At 72.1% G+C, this 18,819-nt stretch carries 20 protein-coding genes and 3 pseudogenes; 11 read left to right on the top strand and 12 right to left on the bottom strand.

Going from position 1 to position 18,819, the window contains the following annotated elements:
* Positions 1-191: 191 nt before the first annotated feature.
* A complete protein-coding gene (locus FHS37_RS05280; protein WP_184817862.1) occupies positions 192-1,667 on the top strand; it encodes a sensor histidine kinase in 1,476 nt (491 codons plus the stop codon).
* A gap of 247 nt (positions 1,668-1,914) precedes the next feature.
* Here FHS37_RS05280 and FHS37_RS05275 read toward each other — a convergent pair whose 3' ends face one another.
* Positions 1,915-2,172 (bottom strand): WhiB family transcriptional regulator, encoded by a 258-nt coding sequence (locus FHS37_RS05275; protein ID WP_003992873.1) that lies wholly within the window; start codon positions 2,170-2,172, stop codon positions 1,915-1,917.
* Positions 2,173-2,492: 320 nt separating this feature from the next.
* Positions 2,493-3,461: a diacylglycerol/lipid kinase family protein gene (locus FHS37_RS05270; protein WP_184817861.1), complete on the bottom strand. Its 969-nt coding sequence runs from the start codon at positions 3,459-3,461 to the stop codon at positions 2,493-2,495.
* 115 nt (positions 3,462-3,576) lie between these two features.
* Between FHS37_RS05270 and FHS37_RS05265 the strand changes: the two genes are divergently transcribed.
* The gene (locus tag FHS37_RS05265; RefSeq protein WP_184817860.1) at positions 3,577-4,017 is read left to right on the top strand and encodes a hypothetical protein; all 441 of its coding nucleotides are present in this window, start codon (positions 3,577-3,579) and stop codon (positions 4,015-4,017) included.
* Between the two features lie 10 nt (positions 4,018-4,027).
* On the opposite strand, the gene FHS37_RS05260 is transcribed toward FHS37_RS05265, so the two are convergent.
* The 3 genes from FHS37_RS05260 to FHS37_RS05250 all read right to left on the bottom strand — a co-directional run bounded on the left by FHS37_RS05260 (position 4,028) and on the right by FHS37_RS05250 (position 6,106).
* Complete coding sequence (locus FHS37_RS05260; RefSeq protein ID WP_184817859.1) at positions 4,028-5,158, bottom strand: RNA polymerase sigma factor SigF; 1,131 nt, start codon at positions 5,156-5,158, stop codon at positions 4,028-4,030.
* A 17-nt stretch (positions 5,159-5,175) separates the two neighbouring features.
* Positions 5,176-5,589: an ATP-binding protein gene (locus FHS37_RS05255; protein WP_004925829.1), complete on the bottom strand. Its 414-nt coding sequence runs from the start codon at positions 5,587-5,589 to the stop codon at positions 5,176-5,178.
* A gap of 256 nt (positions 5,590-5,845) precedes the next feature.
* Positions 5,846-6,106, bottom strand: coding sequence for a UBP-type zinc finger domain-containing protein (locus FHS37_RS05250; RefSeq protein ID WP_184817858.1), 261 nt, complete (start codon positions 6,104-6,106; stop codon positions 5,846-5,848).
* Positions 6,107-6,166: 60 nt separating this feature from the next.
* Between FHS37_RS05250 and FHS37_RS05245 the strand changes: the two genes are divergently transcribed.
* Positions 6,167-7,759 (top strand): Na+/H+ antiporter, encoded by a 1,593-nt coding sequence (locus FHS37_RS05245; protein ID WP_184817857.1) that lies wholly within the window; start codon positions 6,167-6,169, stop codon positions 7,757-7,759.
* A 19-nt stretch (positions 7,760-7,778) separates the two neighbouring features.
* Here FHS37_RS05245 and FHS37_RS05240 read toward each other — a convergent pair whose 3' ends face one another.
* The 3 genes and pseudogenes from FHS37_RS05240 to FHS37_RS05230 all read right to left on the bottom strand — a co-directional run bounded on the left by FHS37_RS05240 (position 7,779) and on the right by FHS37_RS05230 (position 9,913).
* On the bottom strand, positions 7,779-8,705 hold the full coding sequence (locus tag FHS37_RS05240) for a 1-aminocyclopropane-1-carboxylate deaminase/D-cysteine desulfhydrase (RefSeq protein ID WP_184817856.1): 927 nt from the start codon (positions 8,703-8,705) through the stop codon (positions 7,779-7,781).
* A gap of 33 nt (positions 8,706-8,738) precedes the next feature.
* A pseudogene (locus tag FHS37_RS05235) lies at positions 8,739-9,186 on the bottom strand (DUF6010 family protein).
* A gap of 136 nt (positions 9,187-9,322) precedes the next feature.
* Positions 9,323-9,913 (bottom strand): N-acetylmuramoyl-L-alanine amidase, encoded by a 591-nt coding sequence (locus FHS37_RS05230; RefSeq protein WP_184817855.1) that lies wholly within the window; start codon positions 9,911-9,913, stop codon positions 9,323-9,325.
* A gap of 293 nt (positions 9,914-10,206) precedes the next feature.
* Between FHS37_RS05230 and FHS37_RS05225 the strand changes: the two genes are divergently transcribed.
* The 6 genes from FHS37_RS05225 to FHS37_RS05200 all read left to right on the top strand — a co-directional run bounded on the left by FHS37_RS05225 (position 10,207) and on the right by FHS37_RS05200 (position 15,492).
* Positions 10,207-11,613, top strand: coding sequence for a family 2B encapsulin nanocompartment shell protein (locus tag FHS37_RS05225; protein ID WP_184817854.1), 1,407 nt, complete (start codon positions 10,207-10,209; stop codon positions 11,611-11,613).
* Between the two features lie 141 nt (positions 11,614-11,754).
* Entirely contained in the window at positions 11,755-12,864 is a 1,110-nt protein-coding gene (locus FHS37_RS05220) for a family 2 encapsulin nanocompartment cargo protein polyprenyl transferase (protein WP_184817853.1), read from the top strand.
* A gap of 302 nt (positions 12,865-13,166) precedes the next feature.
* Entirely contained in the window at positions 13,167-13,814 is a 648-nt protein-coding gene (locus FHS37_RS05215) for a GNAT family N-acetyltransferase (protein ID WP_184817852.1), read from the top strand.
* Positions 13,815-14,052: 238 nt separating this feature from the next.
* On the top strand, positions 14,053-14,445 hold the full coding sequence (locus FHS37_RS05210; RefSeq protein ID WP_184818862.1) for a hypothetical protein: 393 nt from the start codon (positions 14,053-14,055) through the stop codon (positions 14,443-14,445).
* A gap of 169 nt (positions 14,446-14,614) precedes the next feature.
* Positions 14,615-15,199: a dihydrofolate reductase family protein gene (locus FHS37_RS05205; protein ID WP_184818754.1), complete on the top strand. Its 585-nt coding sequence runs from the start codon at positions 14,615-14,617 to the stop codon at positions 15,197-15,199.
* A 26-nt stretch (positions 15,200-15,225) separates the two neighbouring features.
* Entirely contained in the window at positions 15,226-15,492 is a 267-nt protein-coding gene (locus tag FHS37_RS05200) for a hypothetical protein (RefSeq protein WP_184817851.1), read from the top strand.
* Between the two features lie 171 nt (positions 15,493-15,663).
* On the opposite strand, the gene FHS37_RS05195 is transcribed toward FHS37_RS05200, so the two are convergent.
* Together FHS37_RS05195 and FHS37_RS40730 are read right to left on the bottom strand one after the other, a co-directional pair.
* A complete protein-coding gene (locus FHS37_RS05195; RefSeq protein WP_184817850.1) occupies positions 15,664-16,371 on the bottom strand; it encodes a B3/B4 domain-containing protein in 708 nt (235 codons plus the stop codon).
* A gap of 101 nt (positions 16,372-16,472) precedes the next feature.
* Positions 16,473-16,742: pseudogene (locus FHS37_RS40730) on the bottom strand (EamA family transporter); the annotation flags it as partial.
* Between FHS37_RS40730 and FHS37_RS39115 the strand changes: the two are divergent.
* A pseudogene (locus tag FHS37_RS39115) lies at positions 16,741-16,989 on the top strand (cupin domain-containing protein); the annotation flags it as partial. The pseudogenes FHS37_RS40730 and FHS37_RS39115 overlap by 2 nt on opposite strands.
* A 233-nt stretch (positions 16,990-17,222) precedes the next feature.
* Here the strand turns inward: FHS37_RS39115 and sodN are convergent.
* Entirely contained in the window at positions 17,223-17,618 is a 396-nt protein-coding gene (gene sodN, locus FHS37_RS05185; RefSeq protein ID WP_004983535.1) for a superoxide dismutase, Ni, read from the bottom strand.
* A 144-nt stretch (positions 17,619-17,762) separates the two neighbouring features.
* Between sodN and sodX the strand changes: the two genes are divergently transcribed.
* Positions 17,763-18,215 carry a nickel-type superoxide dismutase maturation protease gene (gene sodX, locus FHS37_RS05180; RefSeq protein ID WP_184817848.1) on the top strand — a complete coding sequence of 151 codons (453 nt, stop codon included), beginning with the start codon at positions 17,763-17,765 and terminating at the stop codon, positions 18,213-18,215.
* Here sodX and FHS37_RS05175 read toward each other — a convergent pair.
* Positions 18,101-18,748 (bottom strand): CGNR zinc finger domain-containing protein, encoded by a 648-nt coding sequence (locus FHS37_RS05175; RefSeq protein WP_184817847.1) that lies wholly within the window; start codon positions 18,746-18,748, stop codon positions 18,101-18,103. The genes sodX and FHS37_RS05175 overlap by 115 nt on opposite strands.
* Positions 18,749-18,819 lie beyond the last annotated feature (71 nt).

Below are 18,819 nucleotides of genomic sequence, written 5' to 3'. Positions count from 1 at the left end.
AAGGCGGATCGAGGATCCGGAGCTCTCTGCCCTGACTGCCCCGGTTCCTCGTCGTTCGGCCGACCGGGGCCGCACACCCCACGGCCGATATTGCTCCGGGCTGCGGTGCCGGGAGGGTTGAGGGTCCCTCTCAGGCGCCGCGGCCCGCGGGTGTTTCGGGGCCCCGCAGACCGCCGGGTACGCTCGCTGACGTGCCCTCCATGAACGAACTCGTACGCCAGCACACCGCTCTCGACGACACCGACCTCGAGTGGCTCCATCTGCTGGTCTCGGAGTGGCAGCTGCTCTCCGACCTCTCCTTCGCCGACCTGGTCCTGTGGGTCCCCACCCGCGACGGCACCCGCTACGTCTCCGTCGCCCAGATGCGGCCGAACACCGGCCCCACCTCGTACCAGGACGACATGGTCGGCCACCTCGTCCCGCGCGGACGCCGGCCCATGCTGGACGCGGCCCTGGACGAGGGCCGGATCGTGCGCGAGGGGGACCCGGAGTGGCGCGAGGAGGTCCCGGTCCGCGTCGAGTCCATCCCCGTCCGGCGCGAGGGCCGCGTCCTCGGCGTGATCGCGCGCAACACCAACCTCCTCACCGTGCGCACCCCGAGCCGGCTGGAGCTCACCTACCTCCAGAGCGCCTCCGACCTCGCGCAGATGATCGCGGCCGGAGCCTTTCCGTTCGCGAACCAGCAGCTCGACATGGACGCCTCGCCCCGCGTCGGCGACGGACTGATCCGGCTCGACGCCGACGGCATCGTCCAGTACGCCTCCCCGAACGCCCTGTCCGCCTACCACCGGCTGGGCCTGGCCGCCGACCTGGTCGGCCACCACCTCGGCCGAACCACCGCCGAACTGGCCCCCTCCCGAGGCCCGGTGGACGAGGCGCTGGCCAAGGTAGCCAGCGGCTGGGCCCCGCGCGAGTTCGAGATCGAGGCGCACGACGGGGTGATCCAGTTCCGCGCGATCCCGCTCAAGCCGAAGGGGACGCGGATCGGGTCGCTGGTCCTCCTCCGGGACGTCACCGAACTTCGCCGCCGCGAACGTGAGTTGATCACCAAGGACGCGACCATCCGGGAGATCCACCACCGGGTGAAGAACAACCTCCAGACGGTGGCGGCGCTGCTGCGGCTCCAGGCCCGGCGGATCGGGTCGGAGCGCGGCCGTGAGGCGCTGGAGGAGGCGGTGCGCCGGGTCGGGTCCATCGCGATCGTGCACGAGACGCTCTCCCAGAACCTGGACGAGCGCGTGGAGTTCGACGAGATCGCCGACCGGGTCCTGGCGATGGTCGCCGAGATCTCCCCGGGCAAGGTCACCGGCCGGCGCACCGGCCGCTTCGGCATACTCGACGCCGAGGTCGCCACCCCGCTGTCGATGGTGCTGACCGAGATCCTGCAGAACGCCCTGGAGCACGGCTTCCGCGAGGGCGAGACCGGCACCGTCGAGGTGTCCGCGGTCCGCGGCGGGACCACGAAGGAGACCCGTCTGCTGGTCACCGTGCAGGACGACGGTGTGGGACTGCCCGAGGACTTCGACCCGCACACCGCCGGCAACCTCGGCCTGCAGATCGTGCGGACCCTGGTGGAGGGCGAGTTGGGCGGCGCCTTCGACATGGTTCCGGCCCCGGACCGGGGGACCCGGGTGATCCTGGACATCCCGGTGCGCTCGGGCAAGTAGCACGGGTCCCCGCGGGGAGGAGGGTGTCTGACCGCCTGTCGGCCGTCCTCTTCCCACCGGACGGACGCGGGCAGCGAAAAGCCCCGGACCGGTGGGAAGGTCCGGGGCTCATGCTCATGCGATGGGGTCACCCCCTGCTCGAGCGGAGTCGAGGTTCAGGGGGAACTGCGCGCTGCGGCTCGGGGGCGGGAGATGCGTACGCGCTGCACGCGCCGCCAAGCTCAGGCTGTCAGCAGGGGTGGGGTCGTCAGGCGGAGGCCTGACGGGCCCGGTTGCGGGCGGCGCGGCGCTTCATCGCACGACGCTCGTCCTCGCTGAGACCACCCCAGACGCCGGAGTCCTGACCGGACTCGAGCGCCCACTGCAGGCACTGCTCGATCACCGGGCAGCGGCGGCAGACGGCCTTGGCTTCCTCGATCTGCAGCAGCGCGGGACCGGTGTTGCCGATGGGGAAGAAGAGCTCGGGGTCTTCCTCGCGGCAAACGGCGTTGTGACGCCAGTCCATGGCTGCTACCTCTCCTTGGTATTACTGCAGGATTTGCTTGTGAATGTGAACGCTTTCACGAATCCCTCAACAAGGGAAGGGCCGACCGCCAGGTTCCCTGGCGTGGTCCTTGGGTTTGAAGAGGGGTTCCGGTGATCTGTGGAGGCCGGTGTTGCGGGCCGTCCCGATCGCCATGTAGAGACTCGCAAACCTCGGCGGCGGATACAACCCCTTCCGGAAAGTTTTTTTTGATTCTTCGGTGTCGACTAGGTCACAGCCGTACTTCCATGGGGTGGATCCTGGCCTAAACGTTCGAGTGAAAGGACTTTGGCCCTTTCTGCTCACACAATCACACGCAGTGCACGGCGTACGCCTGTGAACGTCACGCTGGTGCGCAGCCCCAGGTGGTCACCGTCCATCTGAAGGGGCAGCGGCACCTTCGAATGCAAGGTGAACTGCGTCAGATCGTGCCGGGAGACGGCGTGCCTGCCCCGGGGTCCGCGCTCCGGGGACGAAGCGAGCAACTGGGTGCCATACCGGGCAACCGCGGCGGTGGACAGCCGGCTCAGGCCGAAGATGTCCAGCCCCGTGTCGAACGAGGCCTTAGGCGACGCGTAGATCGGACGATTGCCGAGAAACGTCCACGGCGAGGTGTTCGAGACTATGGAGAGCACCAGGTCGGTGACCGGGTCCTCGCCCGGCTGCTCCAGGGTGATCACCCCGTGCCGGCGGTGCGGCTCACCGAACAGCTGGCGCACGACCTGGCGCACGTACAGCGCGTGGGTGGACCTCCTGCCGCGCTCCCGCTGCTGCTCCACCCGGCCGACCACGCCGGCGTCGAAGCCCAGTCCCGCGTTGAAGGTGAACCAGCGGGCCGGTACCGCCTCGTCCTCCGAGCCCGGGGTGCCCGAGGTCAGACCCAGGCCCACGGTGCGCTCGCGGCCCTCGCGCAGCGCGTCCAGCAGGGCGCCGGTGGCCTCCACGGGCTGGTTGGGCAGCCCCAGGGCGCGGGCGAAGACGTTGGTGGAGCCGCCGGGGACCACGGCGAGCCCGGGCAGGTGTTCCGGATCGGGTCCGGAGTGCAGGAGACCGTTGACGACCTCGTTGACCGTGCCGTCGCCGCCGAGGGCCACGACCAGGTCGATGTCGTCGCTCTCCGCCGCCTGCCGGCCCAGGTCGCGCGCGTGCCCGCGGTACTCGGTGGTGACCGCCTCCAGCTTCATCTCACTGGCGAGCGCGTGGATCAGTACGTCGCGCGTGCGCGCACTCGTGGTGGTTGCCGCCGGATTGACCACAAGAAGTGCACGCATGACGTGCAGGGTACCTACTGGGCGGTACCGGGCCCAGACCGAGGTGCGGATCGGGCCGGGAGCGGGGCGTGAACCTCGGCACGGGGGCGCGTACGGCGAGGGCTACCCTTCAGGGGTGAGCAGTGAGCAGACCCCCACCACCCCGGACACCACCGGCCCCCGCCCGCGCCGTCTGACGTACGCCGCCGCGCTGGCCGCCCTGGAGGGGATCGCGTTGGTGGCCGGCGGCGTCTGGATGCTGGTCCTCGGTGTCACGGGCGAGCCGGACGACCGGCAGCAGGCCGTCACCGGCGGGGTGACGCTGATCGCGCTCGCGCTGCTGCCGCTCATCGCCGCGCGGGGGCTGCTCGGCCGGCGCAGCTGGAGCCGCGGTCCCGCCGTCATCACGCAGATCATGGCGCTGCCGGTGGCCTACACCCTGCTGAAGGCCGACAGCGTGGCCATCCCGGCCGGGATCGTGCTCGCCGTGGTGGCCGTCACCGCGCTCGTCCTGCTCCTCAACCCCGAGACGACCCGGGCCCTCGGCATCCGGGGGCCCGGGAACGCCGGGAAGTAGCCGCGTCGGCTCACTCCTCCACGAGCAGTTTCTCCCGCAGCTGGGCCAGGGTGCGGGCCAGCAGCCGGGAGACGTGCATCTGCGAGATGCCGACCTCCTGCGCGATCTGCGACTGGGTCATGTTGCCGAAGAAGCGCAGCAGCAGGATCCGCTTCTCGCGCGGTGGCAGATCCTCCAGCAGCGGCTTGAGCGACTCCCGGTACTCCACGCCCTCCAGCGCCTCGTCCTCGGCGCCGAGGGTGTCGGCGACCGCCGGGGACTCGTCGTCGGTGTCGGGAACGTCCAGGGACAGCGTGGAGTACGCGTTGGCGGACTCCAGGCCCTCCAGGACCTCCTCCTCCGAGATCGCCAGCTTCTCGGCCAGCTCGTGGACCGTGGGGGAGCGGCCGTGCAGCTGCGAGAGTTCGGCCGTGGCCGTCGTCAGCGCCAGCCGCAGCTCCTGCAGCCGGCGCGGCACGCGCACCGCCCAGCCCTTGTCGCGGAAGTGCCGCTTGATCTCGCCGACGACCGTCGGGGTCGCGTACGTCGAGAACTCCACGCCGCGGTCCGGGTCGAAGCGGTCGACCGACTTGATCAGCCCGATGGTGGCGACCTGGGTGAGGTCGTCCAGCGGCTCGCCGCGGTTGCGGAAGCGGCGCGCGAGATGCTCGACGAGCGGCAGGTGCATGCGGACCAGCTGATTGCGCAGTTCCGCGTACTCGGGGCTGCCGTCCTGCAGCGTGCGCAGCTCGAGGAACATGGCGCGCGCCCCGCTGCGGTCCTGCGCGTCGTGCTGTGCGCCGTGCGCGTTCTGGGTGCCCGCTGCGTTCCTGGTGCCCCGGGTGCTCGGTGCCCGCGGCGCCTCGTCCTCGGCGTGTCGCTCGTGCTCGCTCATCGTCCCGCCCGTCGCCCTTCCCCGAGCGCTCGCCTCGTCCCCCGCCGGCTTCGCTCGGGCGGGGGCGCCCCCGTGGCCGGGAGCGATCCCGGCCGACCTGCCCGGAGGCGTGCTCCGCACGGCACCGCCGGGCCGCCCGCCGCCCGCCGAGCCGGTCTCCGTGGAGTCGTCCTCCGGATGCGGCCGGGCCTGCTCGGGGATGCCGTCGATGCCGTCCGGCACACGCTCGGCCGGCAGCTCCCTCGTACCGCGTTCTTCGTCCCGCACCGGCCCGTCCTCGTCCCTCACGCCGGCCCGGGTCCCGCGCCGCGCTGTTTGTAGAGGCTGATCGAAACGGTCTTGTCCTCGTCCACGGCCGAGGAGACCTTGCCCGCGAGCGCGGACAGGACGGTCCAGGCGAAGGTGTCCCGCGAGGGGGCGTGACCGTCCGTGGTCGGCGCCGAGACGGTGACCTCGAGCGAGTCGTCGACGAGCCGGAAGACGCAACTGAGCACCGACCCCGGCACGGCCTGCTGGAGCAGGATCGCGCAGGCCTCGTCGACCGCGATGCGCAGGTCCTCGATCTCGTCGAGGGTGAAGTCCAAACGGGCCGCGAGCCCGGCCGTGGCCGTACGCAGCACCGACAGGTAGGCCCCCGCGGCCGGCAGCCGGACTTCCACGAAGTCCTGGGTCGCGGGCTCGCCTGCGATCTGGGACACCCTCACCTCCAAGGTGGTACAAGCGTTTCAGGGCCGGGGTCGCCCCCCGGACAACGCGCTACGTGGTTCAGCGGTGACGCTATCGCGCTCTCGGCGATCCTGTCCTCGGGACCCCGACCACCGCTGTCACTCATAGTAAAACTATGAATACGCTCCGTGGCTAGGGGTCTGCGGGCCCAAATGGGAAGAGCGCGCGCCGGATTGACGTACCCGGTCGTCAGACGGTCGAACCGTCCGGCACCGGGGTCCCGTCGGGTCACACGAGTACGTGGTCGACGAAGCACCAGCGCCAGTCCTCGCCCGGTTCGTGGGTCCGCATCACGGGGTGGCCGGATTTCCTGTGGTGCTCCGTCGCATGCCGTCCCGGCGAGGAGTCGCAGCAGCCGACGTGGCCGCAGCTCAGGCACAGGCGCAGCTGCACCGGGTCCGTGCCGTCCCGCAGGCACTCCGGGCACGTCTCACTGAGCGGGACGGGCTCCGGGTGCGGCAGCGCGCCGGCATGCGTGCACTGTTTCATGGTGGCCAGATTACGACGGGCGCGCGGAAGACCGCGCAGAAAATCGAGGGCGGGCCGGACATGGACGTGATGCCCCTGCTGTTGCTGGTCGCGGGCAGTGCCGCGGTCGCCGCGGCCGCCCGGCGCACCTGGGTGCCGGCACCGCTGCTGCTGGTCGCGGCCGGCCTGGCGGTCAGCTACCTCCCCGGGGTGCCCGACTACAGGCTCGACCCGCACGTCGTCCTGCCGCTCGTCCTGCCCCCGCTGCTGCACACGGCGGCCACCGACAGCTCCTACCTCGACCTGCGGGCGCAGCTGCGGCCGGTGGCGCTGCTGTCGGTGGGGTACGTGCTGTTCGCGACCTTCGCCGTCGGCTGGGCCCTGTACCTGGTCGTGCCGGGCCTGCCCCTGACCGCGGCCCTGGTGTTCGGCGCCGTGGTGGCCCCGCCGGACGCGGTCGCGGCGACGGCGGTGGCGCGCCGGGTCGGACTGCCGTCCCGGATCACCACCGTCCTCCAGGGCGAGTCCCTGCTGAACGACGCCACCGCGATCACCGCGTTCCGGGTGGCCGTCGCGGTGGCGGTCGGCGAGGGCGCGACCTGGGCGGCGGGCGTCGGGGCGTTCCTGCTCGCGGCGGTCGGCGGGGTGGCTGTCGGCCTGGTGCTGATGGTTCCCCTGCACTGGCTGCGCACGCACGTGAAGGAGGCGCTGCTGCAGAACACGCTCTCCCTGCTGATCCCGTTCGTCGCCTATGCCGCCGCCGAGCAGGTGCACGCCTCCGGCGTCGTCGCCGTCGTGGTGGTCGCCCTCTGTCTGGGGCACCGCGCGTGGGAGGTCGACTTCGCCACCCGCCTCCAGGAGGACGCGGTGTGGAAGATGGTCGCGTTCGTGCTGGAGTCCGCGGTGTTCGCGCTCATCGGGCTGCAGCTGCCGGTCGTCCTCAGGGGGCTCGGCGAGCACGGGGGCGTCGATTCCGCCTGGTACGCGCTCGTCGTCTTCGTGGTGGTCGTCGTCGTGCGGTTCCTCTGGGTGTACCCGGCGACCTGGCTGCCGCCGATGCTCTCGGCGAGGATCCGGGAACGCGAGGGGAAGCCCGGCTGGAAGGGCCCGTTCGTGATCGCGTGGGCCGGGATGAGAGGGGTGGTCTCGCTGGCCATCGCCTTCTCGATCCCGGTCACCGCAGGGAGCGAGGACTTCCCGCACCGCAACCTGCTGCTCTTCCTGACCTTCACCACCGTCATCGGCACCCTGGTCGTGCAGGGGCTGACGCTGCCCCCGCTGATCCGCGTGCTGAAGCTCCCCGGGCGCGACACGCAGGCCGAGACCCTGGTGGAGGCCAACGCCCAGGCACAGGCCTCCAGGGCCGCCGAGCAGCGCCTCGACGAGCTCCTGTCCGACGAGCGCAACGCCCTGCCGGGCCCGCTCGCCGACCGGCTGCGCACCGTCCTGGAGCGTCGCCGCAACGCCGTCTGGGAACGGCTCGGCCAGGTCAACCCGGTCACCGGGGAGTCGGTGGACGACACCTACCGGCGGTTGTCGCGGGAGATGATCGGCGCGGAGCGCGAGGTGTTCGTCAGACTGCGCGACGGCCGGTACATCGACGACGAGATGCTGCGGACGCTGCTGCGCCGGCTGGACCTGGAGGAGGCGGCGGCGTACCGGGAGACGGCCTAGGCGGGCCGGCCGGGCCGGATCAGGGGAAGGGACGGCCGGTGACCACGGCGGCGACCGTGCTCCCGCGGGGGAAGGCGCCCTCCTCCGCCAGGGCGACAAGGGCATAGAGCAACTTGGCGACATAGAGACGTTCGACGGGTACGCCGTGCCGGTGCTCGAAGTCCTCGGCGAACGCGTCGAGTTCCTCGGTGACACGGGCGTAGCCGCCGAAGTGGAAGCGGTCGTCGAGGCTCCAGTCGCCGCGCGGGCCACCGAACGCCGCGCTCTGCAGGGCCCGTATCTCATCGGCCAGAAAGCCGCCCTTCAGCACCGGAACGCCCAGCGCGCGCCCGCCGGCGCCGAGTCCGGCGGCCAGGCCGGCGAGTGTGCCGCCGGTGCCGCAGGCCACCGCGACCACGTCGGCCCGGCCGGTCAGTTCCGCACCGAGCGCCCGGCAGCCGCGCACCGCGGGGGAGTTGCTGCCCCCCTCGGGCACGACGTACGCGTCCTCGGCACCCGCCGCGCGCAGGACGGCCGCGAGGGTCTCCGGCTCGGTCTTGCGGCGGTACGCCGACCGGTCGACGAAGTGCAGCCGCATGCCGTCGGACACGCACCGGGCCAGCGAGGGATTGAGCGGGCGGCCGGCGAGTTCCTGACCGCGCACCACGCCGACCGTGCGCAGGCCGAGCAGCCGGCCGGCGGCGGCCGTGGCCCGCAGGTGGTTGGAGTAGGCGCCACCGAAGGTGAGCACCGTCCGTCCGGCCGCCGCCGCGAGGTTCGGGGCCAGCTTGCGCCACTTGTTCCCGACCAGCTCGGGGTGGATCAGATCGTCCCGCTTCAGCAGCAGCCGGACCCCGCGCCGCGCGAACCGCCCGTCCGTCACCTCCTGCACCGGTGAGGGCAGCCCCGGGCGCAGGTCGGTGAGGGACGTGAGGGCGGCGGAGCCGGGGTCGTCGGAACTGGTCACGGGGTCATTGTCACCCGGAGGGAGGGCACGGGCTCAGGCGGTGCCCGGGCCGGCGGCCGGCTGGCCGGCCTCGCGATCGCGGACGGGCTCGGGGCCGCGGCCGCGGAGGAGGCCGAGCAGGGAGGGCCCGCCCCGCAGGCACCACAGGGCGATCACCGGGCCGCAGATCGCGCAGCCCGGGGACGAGGTGTGGAGGAACGGGACGATGGGGTCGCCCTCGGGGTGGTGGACGACGTCCCACGCGGTGTGCGGCAGCCAGGCGACACCGATGAACGTCCACGGCTCCAGGCCGCGGAACGCGACACAGGTGACCAGTGCCGTGAAGGCGAACTCCCAGCCGCCCAGACCACCGCCGCTGAGGTGGGCGGCGCCCGCACCGGCGAGCATGACGGCGTTCAGGCGCCGCCGGTGCGGTTCGCGGACGAGGGGCATCAGCAGGGCGTATGAGGACGCCGATGCCGATCGGGGCGACGTACTGCACGGCGGGACCTCTTCCGGGGCTGACGGGTACGGCCCACCACGCCAGGAGCGGGTCCCACCGGCCCCCAGGGGACCGAGCGACAGATTCCGACGGGTTGTCGCCACCGGCCGGCCGCGTGCGCCCTCGCACCACCGGGTCACTTCAGGCGGTCGCGGATCCGGTTCCTCATCGAACTCATCGTGAACCCGCGCGGATCCACCTTCCCCGGCTGCCACTCCTTGTGGCCGATCACCGACCGCTCGTTCCAGCCGTGGTGGCGGCACACCGCGGCCGCGGCCCTCTCGATGGCCTCCAGTTGCGCGGCCGGCCAGGGGTCCTCGCCGTCGCCCAGGTTCTCGCACTCGAAGCCGTAGAAGTGCCGGTTGCCGTCGGTGTTCTGTTCGTTGTCCTTCGGCAGCCGCTTCTCGGCGATCACCGCGCGCAGCACCTCGTCGTCGCCGAGACCCGCGTGGTTGGCCCGGCCGTAGCCGACGAGGTGGACCCGGCCGTCCTTGGTGATGACGCCGTGGCACAAGGGCCCCGGCAGACCCGCGTAGCCCTTGCGGCAGATCTCCACGGTCCGGGCGCTGCCCTTGGTCACCGTGTGGTGGATCATCACGCCGTGGACCGGACCCCACGGGCCCTTGTGGTTGCGGTTGTGGTCGCGCCAGTCGCCGACCTCGACGACCGTGAGTCCCTCCGCCTTCAGAACGCGCAGGAACGCGCTTGCGGACATGGGTGGGGCCATGACCGCCTCCTTCGTGCCGGGTGGCGGCCGCCGGTCGCAACCGCCTGCTACCGGGCCTATACCTGAAAGGAGGGCGCTCAACTACTCGTTCGGAGTCCTGTGCGAGCCGATCCGGACAATCCCCTTCCGGTGGAGTGCCGTCGGATGACCTCCATGTCTGCCCAGACCACCCAAGATCCATTCCCGCTCGTTCGGGTAATGGTGCGAACACGGTGGGTGAGGAACGCTTGATCGCGCAGGCCCGCGTCCGGCACAGGCGGACGCGGCTCACACCAAGGGGAGGGCAATTCTCTATGTCGGTAGGCGAAGAGGTCGGCACGGAGCAGACCAGGCAGCAGCAGAGCCTCGGTACGGCGGCCGCGCGGAACCTGGCCACCACGACCAAATCCGTGCCGCAGATGCAGGAGATCAGCTCGCGCTGGCTGCTGCGCATGCTGCCCTGGGTCGATGTGCAGGGCGGTACCTACCGCGTCAACCGGCGACTGACGTACGCCGTGGGCGACGGTCGCATGACGTTCGTGAAGACCGGTGACCGCGTCGAGGTCATCCCCGCGGAACTGGGCGAGCTGCCGGCCCTGCGGTCGTACGACGACACGGAGGTGCTGTCCGAGCTGGCCGCCCGCTGCCGGCAGCGGGAGGTCGGGGCCGGCCAGGTGATCGCCTCGTTCGGCAGTCCGGCCGACGAGGTGTACCTGCTGGCGCACGGCAGGGTGGAGAAGGTCGGCACCGGGCCCTACGGCGAGGACGAGTCCCTCGGCGTCCTCGCCGACGGTGCCTACTTCGGCGATCAGGTGCTGCTGGACGAGGAAGCCATCTGGGAGTACACGGCGCGCACGCTCACCGCCTGCACCGTGCTCGCCCTGCCCCGCGAGGCCTTCGCCCAGGTCGCCGAGCGGTCCGAGAGTCTGCGCGAGCACCTGCGGGGGATCCGCACCATCCCCGGACAGCGTACGAACAGGTACGGAGAGAAGGAGATCGACCTCGCGGCCGGTCACAGCGGGGAGCCGGACATCCCGCACACCTTCGTCGACTACGAGGCCAAGCCGCGCGAGTACGAACTCAGCGTCGCCCAGACCGTACTGCGCATCCACACGCGCGTGGCCGATCTCTACAACCAGCCCATGAACCAGACGGAGCAGCAGGTCCGGCTGACCGTCGAGGCACTGAAGGAGCGCCAGGAACACGAACTCGTCAACAACCGTGACTTCGGCCTGCTCCACAACTGCGAGTACGACCAGCGGATCCAGCCGCACGCCGGGGTGCCGAGCCCCGACGACATGGACGAACTGCTCAGCAGGCGCCGCGGAACCCGGCTGCTGCTCGCCCACCCGCGCGCGATCGCCGCGTTCGGCCGTGAGCTCAACAAGCGGGGACTGGTTCCGGAGACCATCGACATGGGCGGCAACCGCATCCCCACGTGGCGGGGCGTGCCGATCTTCCCGTGCAACAAGATCCCGGTGACCGAGGCCCGGACGACCTCCATCATCGCCCTGCGCACCGGCCAGGAGGAGCAGGGCGTCATCGGGCTGCGGGCCACGGGCATCCCCGACGAGATCGAGCCGAGTCTGTCCGTACGGTTCATGGGCATCAACGAACAAGCCATCATCAAGTACCTGGTCACGGCCTACTACTCGGCAGCGGTCCTGGTGCCGGACGCGCTCGGTGTCCTGGAGAACGTCGAGATCGGTCGCTGGCGGTGACCGTCCGCGAGCTCTCGGTGCGCCCGCCGTGTCCCCGTCCGTCCGGGCGGGTACACCTCGGGAGTACGCGCCCGACGGCGGAGGAAGCGCCGCCCCTCCGCTCCACGAGCCGGCCACGGGGGTGAGTCGATGGCGGAGTTCATGACGGAGCCGAGAACGGGGCCCACGGCGGAGTGCCCGACGCCACGCACGGCACCGCGTACGACGGAGCCGGAGCAACACCCCGGCGAGGGGCACGAGGCGGCGATACTGCTGGAGCGGGCGCGGGCCGCGGTCGACCCCGTGCTGCGGGCCGCCCTCGGCTCGCTGCCCGGCCCGATGCGCCGGATCGCGCTGTACCACTTCGGCTGGGAACACGCGGACGGAACCCCGGCCGAAGGGGGTTCGGGAAAAGCGATCCGCCCCGCGCTGGTGCTCGCGGCGGCCTCCGCCCTGGGCGGTCCCGAGGCCCGGACGGCGGCCGTACGGGCGGCAGCCGCGGTGGAACTGGTCCACAACTTCACGCTGTTGCACGACGACGTGATGGACCGGGACACCACCCGCCGCCACCGGCCCACGGCGTGGAAGGTGTTCGGCGACACCGACGCGATCCTCGCCGGGGACACCCTCCAGGCGCTCGCCCTGCGGCTGCTCGCCGAGGACGCGCATCCGGCGGCTCCGGCCGCGGCGGTCCGGCTCGCGGACTGTGTCGTCGAGCTGTGCGCGGGGCAGCACGCGGACACGTCCATGGAGCGACGCGACCCCGGCGGGGTCACCCTCGCCGAGACGCTCGCCATGGCCGAGGCCAAGACCGGTGCGCTGCTCGGATGCGCCTGCGCGATCGGTGCGCTGTACGCGGGTTCCGGGGACGCGGACGTGGCGGCCCTGGACGCGTTCGGCCGCGAGGCGGGGCTGGCCTTCCAGCTCATCGACGACGTGATCGGCATATGGGGCGACCCCCGCCGCACCGGCAAGGCGGCCGGAGCGGATCTGGCCGCCCGCAAGAAGTCCCTGCCGGTGGTCGCCGCTCTCACCTCGGGGACCCCGGCGGCCGCCGAACTCGCCTCCCTGTACGCGACCGCGCACCGGGAGGAGGACCTGGAGCGGATCGCCCTGGCCGTGGAACGGGCGGGCGGCCGTGACTGGGCGCAGGTCCAGGCGGCCGACCGGATGGCCCGCGCGATGCAGGAAGTGGCCCGCGCGGTGCCCGACCCGGAGGCGGCGGGCGGGCTGCTGGCCCTGGCCGAGTTCGTGACGCGACGCAGCACCTGACGGTCGGCCGGGGACGGTCGGGGGGCATCGGAGCACGTGCCCCGGCCGTTCCCGTGCGGCCGTCGCCCCGTCCCCGGAACCACCGGGACCGTGCGGCTCCTGACCCCGCACGGCCGCCGTGGCTCCGGCCCGGCGGGTCCCGCACTTCCCCACGGTGTGCGGGGCCCGCCACCGCATGCCGCGGTTCCGCCCGGCCCGGTCCGGTTCCGGTGCCTGTGCCCGCTTCGGGGAAGCGGCCGGCGGAGCCCCCCGTTAGGCTCAACCCCCGTAAGGACAGTGGTGGTTGAGGCGAAGGGGCGGACATGGGCGTGGCGATCCGGACGGCTGGGGAAGGGGACCGGGAGCTGGTCGTCCGGCTCCTGGACGAGGCGTTCCAGGACGACCCGGTGAGCGGCTGGGTCTTCCCCGGTGAGGAGTACCGCCGTACGACACACCACAGGCTCATGGCCGCGTTCACCGGGATCGTGCTCGCCGAGGGGCGCATCGACGTCACCGAGGACGGATCGGCGTGCGCGCTGTGGATGTCCGTACCTGCGGACGACCACGGCGAGGGCGACGGCGGAGCGGACGACGACGGTCCGGCACAGGTGCGCCGGGCCGTCGACCCGGAGAACGGGCGCGTGGAGCTGATCGGTCGGCTGACGGCCGGCATCCACCCCTCGGGACGGGCCCACGAGTACCTGTGGATGATCGGCGTCGCACCCGGCCGTCAGGGCGAGGGGCTCGGCACCGCGCTGATCGGCTCGGTCCTCGACCGTTGCGACCGGGAGGGGCTGCCGGCCTACCTCGAGGCGAGCAGCGAACGGAGCCGCCGGCTGTACGAGCGTCTCGGCTTCGCCCCGGCCGGTGAACCCCTGGTCCTCCCCGACGGCCCGCGCATGTGGCCGATGTGGCGCGAGCCCCGGACCACCGGCTCGGAAGGCGGCCCCGACAGGGACGTTCGGCCCTAGGTGTGTTGTCCCGGGACGTTGGTGACACGCGTGCTGGGTGCTTGAACGGGTGAGGGCCTTCCGGGTTCGGTGTGGATCGCGACGTCTGCACCGAAGCTCAGGAGGCCCTCGTGTCCCACCGTAATGCCCCGCTGACGCCGACCGGGAGGCTGCGTCTGGCCCGGTGTGTCGTGGACGACGGCTGGCCGCAGCGGCGGGCCGCGAGGGCCATGGCCACGGTGCGCTCCGGCGCGACCGGATGGCGACCGGTGAGCTGCTGCCCCTCGCCGACCTGCGTGCCGGAGCCGACCGGCCGCTGTCCCGCCGTACCGCGGCGATCGCCTGCCCGACCGGCTGGGGCACGCTCGGAGCGGTCGCCCTGGCGCCGCTCGTGGCCACGGCGTGGTGGGTGCCGGGAGCCGTGATGGCCGCGGGCTCCCCGGCCGCCGCCGTCCTGGGGATCCGTGCCGCCGTACGACGCGCGGGCGAGCAGCGGGAGGCGGCCCGGTGGTGGGCGCAGCTGCCGCACGGGCCGCTGCCCGCCGGTGCCCGCCGTCCCCGCCGCGGCCGTGTGTCTCTTCCTCGCGCTCGCGGTCCGGCACACCCGGACGCCCCGCCGCACCGCGACGGACCACGGACGGCCCCGGGGTGACGGCCCGTCCGGCGACGACCGGGACCGTACGGACCCCGGACCGGGAAGAGGACATGCGGAATCCCTCTTCCTGCTTATCGGTGACGTCACTTCATCCATTGCAGTCGCTACGGATGAAGTACTACAACTGGAGTTGTTCGCGAGGGAGTACCCACGGAAAGAGGTCGTTCTGCGAAAGCTCACCTACTTCATCGCCTGTTCCATCGACGGCTTCATCGGCGATCCGGACGGCGACGCGTCGGCCATGTTCCCCTTCGTCGACGAGGAGTTCCTCGACTTCCTCAAGGCGGAACACCCGGAGACCATCCCCACCCAGGGCCGCCGGGCCCTCGGCATCGACGACCTGCCGAACAAGAGGTTCGACACGATCGTCCAGGGGCGGGCCAGCTACGACCTGGCCCTCAAGGAGGGCGTCACCAGCCCCTACGCCCACCTGCGCGAGTACGTCGCCTCGCGCACGCTGAAGGAGTCGCCCGACCCGAACGTCGAGATCATCGCGGAGGACCTGGTCGGCCGGGTCCGCGCGCTGAAGGCCGAGGACAGCGCGTTCGACGTCTACCTGTGCGGCGGTGCCCGGCTCGCCGGAGAGCTGGTGGACGAGATCGACGAGCTGATCATCAAGACGTACCCCATCGTGCTGGGCACCGGCATGCCGATGTTCACCTCCGCCTTCTCGGTGACGCAGTTCGCACTGGAGTCGGTGCGCGGCTTCGGCAACGGCGCGGTGGTGCGGACGTACAGCAGGAGGCGCTGAACCGCCGCCGGGCCTACCCTGAGGGCATGGACAGCGAACAACCCGTCTGTCCCGCCTGTGGACAGCCAGTGCAGACGGTGGTCCGGCGCCACAAGACGCTGGGCGCGTGGGTGCCGGTGTGGGTGCCCGGCCCGTGCCACAACCCGGAGTGCGAGGACTACGTCGCCCGGGAGCCCGGCGGAACCGGCCGGGCGGAGGACACCCGGCGCGCCGCGGGGACCGAAGGGCCCGGAGCCGCCGGGGACAGGACACCCGCGCAGGAGCCGGGGCGGACCACCGTGAGGAACGTCTGACGGAGGGCGGACCACCGCGGCACCCGGTCACGGCGGCGGGCACCCGGCCACCCCGTGGTGGTCCGGCCGCTCCCGGACGGCAGGGAGACCCGGCGCCCGGTCCCCGGGTCGGCGCCGCACGGCGAGGACGGGGTGACCGCTCACGGCTGCCCGGTCGTGAGGAGGGAGGCCTCAGACGGCGGCTCGGGGCCGTGCCGGACTGAGGTGGTGCACGGCGGTCCGGTCGGCATGCGGGGCGAGCAGGCCCTGCAGCTCCTCGGTCGCGGCCTTCAGGAGGGCGCCGTCGCGGGTGGCGTGGAGGGTTTCGAGGACGAAGGCGACGTGGACGGAGTCCTCGGTGACGCGGGTGCGGTGGGCGTCACGGTGGTTCCAGTGGCGGGTGAGGACGCCGGTGGCGTCGGCGTAGACGATCTCGCCGGACTCGGGGTTCTCGACGGTGCCGGGTTCGCCGAGCGGGGTGAAGGACTCGGTGCCGTCCGCGTGGCGGATGTCGACGTCGCCGACGACGTGGTCCAGGTCGAAGGCGCCTGCGGGCAGACCGTGGCGGACGGAGACGGCGTTGTAGGAGTCGACGGCCGGATTGATGCGGGGCAGGGTCGCCTTCTTGGACATTCTCCGGCCGAGGGCGTCGACGCTGGGGCGGATGCGGCGGGGATTGGTGCCGAAGGAGCGGTAGGCGGCGTGCCACGCCTCGATGCGCGGGTCGGTCTCGTCGGCGGGCTGCCAGGTGCCGTCGGCGAGCTGCCGCTCCAGTCCCTCCAGGGCGGCGGTCGTGTCGGGCCAGGGCTCACGGCCGCGCAGGCCGGTGGCGGTGACCAGGGCGATGAGGGTGTCGGGGAAGGCGTCGGCGACGGAGGGGGCGAGGCGGAAGGCGGTCATGGGCGGTGTCCGTTCGTGTGTCGGGGCGGGGCTGGTCAGGGCTTCCAGGGGACGATGCGGTCCAGGCGGCGGAGCCGCCGACGGGCGGTCGGCACGTCCAGGCCGAGGTGCTCGCCCTGCAGCGGGCCCACGCCGACGGGCGGCACGGCGGACGCCGGCGCGGTCACGGGCGAGAACGCGTCCATCGGGCCGATCGCCGGCGTGCGGTGGAGCAGCGCGAACGCGGCGGCCGAGGCGACGCCGGACGCGGCACCCCGGGCGAGAGAGCCCGCGCCGGACGAGGCGCCGAGCACCGGCCACGGCGGCGGCCCGACCGCGAGCGAGGCCGGAGCGGCGGACACCACGGCGCGCAGGGCGTGGGACCTGCGGGAGGTCCGGCGCCGGCGACCGGAGCCCGGCGAGGAACGTCCCAGCCGTCCCCACCGGGCCGGAGCCGTGGAGACCGTCAGCGTCACCTCCGGCCGGATGACCCCGGTCGCCGACGGCACCCAACACCCCGTGGAAGCGGGACGGACCGCCGCCTTCGACGGCGACACCCCCCGCACCTACCGCGGCGCGGGCAGCGGGACCTGTCACCTGATCATGACGGTCCACCTGCCGCCCGGTCCCGCCGCCACGGCGTGGTCCGCACGGCGCACGAGCCCTGACGCCGGCGATCCCGACGGCGGCCGGGCCGGGGCGGGGCCGACCACCGACGCCGGCAGGCGGAGCGGGGCTGCGTCCACCCGAGGCCGGGCGAAGAAGACCGCACCCGGTCCGTCAGGACGCCGTGCGCGGCGGACTGCGGACCGGGTGCGGTCAGGGAGACACTGCAAGCAAGGAAACTGCAGCTCAAAAGGCGTGATTCACGATCAGGCCTTCTTGGTCTCCCAGAAGATCTTGTCGATCTGGGCGATGTAGTCCAGCGCCTTCTGGCCGGTCGCCGGGTCGGTCGACGCCTTGGCGGCCGAGAGGGCCTTCAGGGTGTCGTTGACCAGCTGGTGCAGCTCCGGGTACTTCTCGAAGTGCGGGGGCTTGAAGTAGTCGCTCCAGAGCACGGAGACGTGGTGCTTCGCGAGCTCCGCGCGCTGCTCCTTGATGACCGTGGCACGCGCCTGGAAGTGCGGGTCGTCGTTGCCGGCCATCTTCTCCTGGACGGCCTTCACCGACTCCGCCTCGATGCGGGCCTGGGCAGGGTCGTACACACCGCAGGGCAGGTCGCAGTGCGCACTGACCTTGACCTTGGGGGCAAACAGGCGGGAAAGCATGGAGCATTCCTTCCTCGTGATCGTCTTCTCAGGGGGGACATTACTCCCTGGGAGACCCGTTTTCGCGAGTGCCCCCGTGGGCTTAGGACAAAAGTCCCGGGTCAGACTGGGACTGGTGGAGGAAAGACCGGGAGGTGCCGGGTGATGCCGGAGCTGTCGCAGGACGCCGAGCGGGTGAGGGCGCCGTTGCCCTTCGGGGTGGCCGAGGTGACGGGGCCGTCCATGGTGCCCACGCTGTACCACGGGGACCGGCTCCTGGTGCACTACGGAGCCCGGGTCAAACGCGGCGACGTGGTCGTGCTGCGGCATCCGTTCCAGCAGGACCTGCTCGTGGTGAAGCGGGCCGCGGAACGGCGCGAGGGCGGCTGGTGGGTGCTCGGTGACAACGCGTACGCCGGGGGCGACAGCACCGACTACGGGGTCGTCCCCGACGAGCTGGTGCTCGGCAGGGTCCGCTTCCGGTACCGGCCGCGCAGGCCGGCTCAGCGTTCGTTGCCGGCCCTGGTGGTCTGGGCGCTGTCGGCGGCCCGGCCGGTGCTCTCCGGCCGGGCCGCGCGGTCGGTCCGGTCGGCCTCCAGGCGCTTGCGGGCGCGGTAGGCCGCCACGTTGGCGCGGGTGGCGCAGCGGTCGGAGCAGTAGCGTCGGGAGCGGTTGGTCGAGGTGTCCAGGTAGGCGTTGCGGCAGGGCGGCGCCTCGCACAGGCCGAGGCGGTCCACGCCGTACTCGGTGAGGTGGAAGGCCAGGCCCATCGCCGCGATGGCGGCGTAACCGGCGGTCGCGTTGGACGGGTGGTCGGCCAGGTGCATGTGCCACAGCGGGCGGCCGTCGTCGTCCCGGAAGTCGTGCCCGGAGATCTGCGGGCTCACCGGGAACTCCAGCAGCAGCGAGTTCAGCAGGTCCACGGCGAGGGTCTCGTCACCGCCGTCCGCCGCCTCGAAGACCGCGCGCAGCCGGGCCCGGACGGAGCGGAACCGGGTGACGTCGGCCTCGGTCGTGCGGCGCGCAGCCGACTGGTTGCCGCCGAAGAGGTCGCGGACCGCGTCGATCGACGTCAGGGTGTCCTTCCCCCGGGCCGGTTCCTCGGTGTTGACGAGGCGTACGGCGTAATCGGAGTAATAGGCCAGTTCCACTTGTAGTCCTTACGCAGGGGCTCTATGGTCGTGCGTGCGGTCGGGTAACAGACGATCGTGCTTCCAGGGTA

The sequence above is a fragment of the Streptomyces griseomycini genome (assembly GCF_014203535.1).
Taxonomy (GTDB): domain Bacteria; phylum Actinomycetota; class Actinomycetes; order Streptomycetales; family Streptomycetaceae; genus Streptomyces; species Streptomyces griseomycini.
Note: the sequence above shows the minus strand (reverse complement) of the source record. Positions and strands in the feature narration are given on the sequence as shown.

Coding starts and splice junctions, on each gene's coding strand:
- FHS37_RS05230 (WP_184817855.1), bottom strand. CDS start 9,913: ATGGCCCCACCCATGTCCGCAAGCGCGTTCCTGCGCGTTCTGAAGGCG.
- sodN (WP_004983535.1), bottom strand. CDS start 17,618: ATGCTTTCCCGCCTGTTTGCCCCCAAGGTCAAGGTCAGTGCGCACTGC.
- FHS37_RS05275 (WP_003992873.1), bottom strand. CDS start 2,172: ATGGACTGGCGTCACAACGCCGTTTGCCGCGAGGAAGACCCCGAGCTC.
- FHS37_RS05270 (WP_184817861.1), bottom strand. CDS start 3,461: ATGCGTGCACTTCTTGTGGTCAATCCGGCGGCAACCACCACGAGTGCG.
- FHS37_RS05195 (WP_184817850.1), bottom strand. CDS start 16,371: ATGACCGCCTTCCGCCTCGCCCCCTCCGTCGCCGACGCCTTCCCCGAC.
- FHS37_RS05245 (WP_184817857.1), top strand. CDS start 6,167: ATGGACGTGATGCCCCTGCTGTTGCTGGTCGCGGGCAGTGCCGCGGTC.
- FHS37_RS05225 (WP_184817854.1), top strand. CDS start 10,207: ATGTCGGTAGGCGAAGAGGTCGGCACGGAGCAGACCAGGCAGCAGCAG.
- FHS37_RS05210 (WP_184818862.1), top strand. CDS start 14,053: ATGGCGACCGGTGAGCTGCTGCCCCTCGCCGACCTGCGTGCCGGAGCC.
- FHS37_RS05215 (WP_184817852.1), top strand. CDS start 13,167: ATGGGCGTGGCGATCCGGACGGCTGGGGAAGGGGACCGGGAGCTGGTC.
- FHS37_RS05250 (WP_184817858.1), bottom strand. CDS start 6,106: ATGAAACAGTGCACGCATGCCGGCGCGCTGCCGCACCCGGAGCCCGTC.
- sodX (WP_184817848.1), top strand. CDS start 17,763: ATGCCGGAGCTGTCGCAGGACGCCGAGCGGGTGAGGGCGCCGTTGCCC.
- FHS37_RS05220 (WP_184817853.1), top strand. CDS start 11,755: ATGACGGAGCCGAGAACGGGGCCCACGGCGGAGTGCCCGACGCCACGC.
- FHS37_RS05200 (WP_184817851.1), top strand. CDS start 15,226: ATGGACAGCGAACAACCCGTCTGTCCCGCCTGTGGACAGCCAGTGCAG.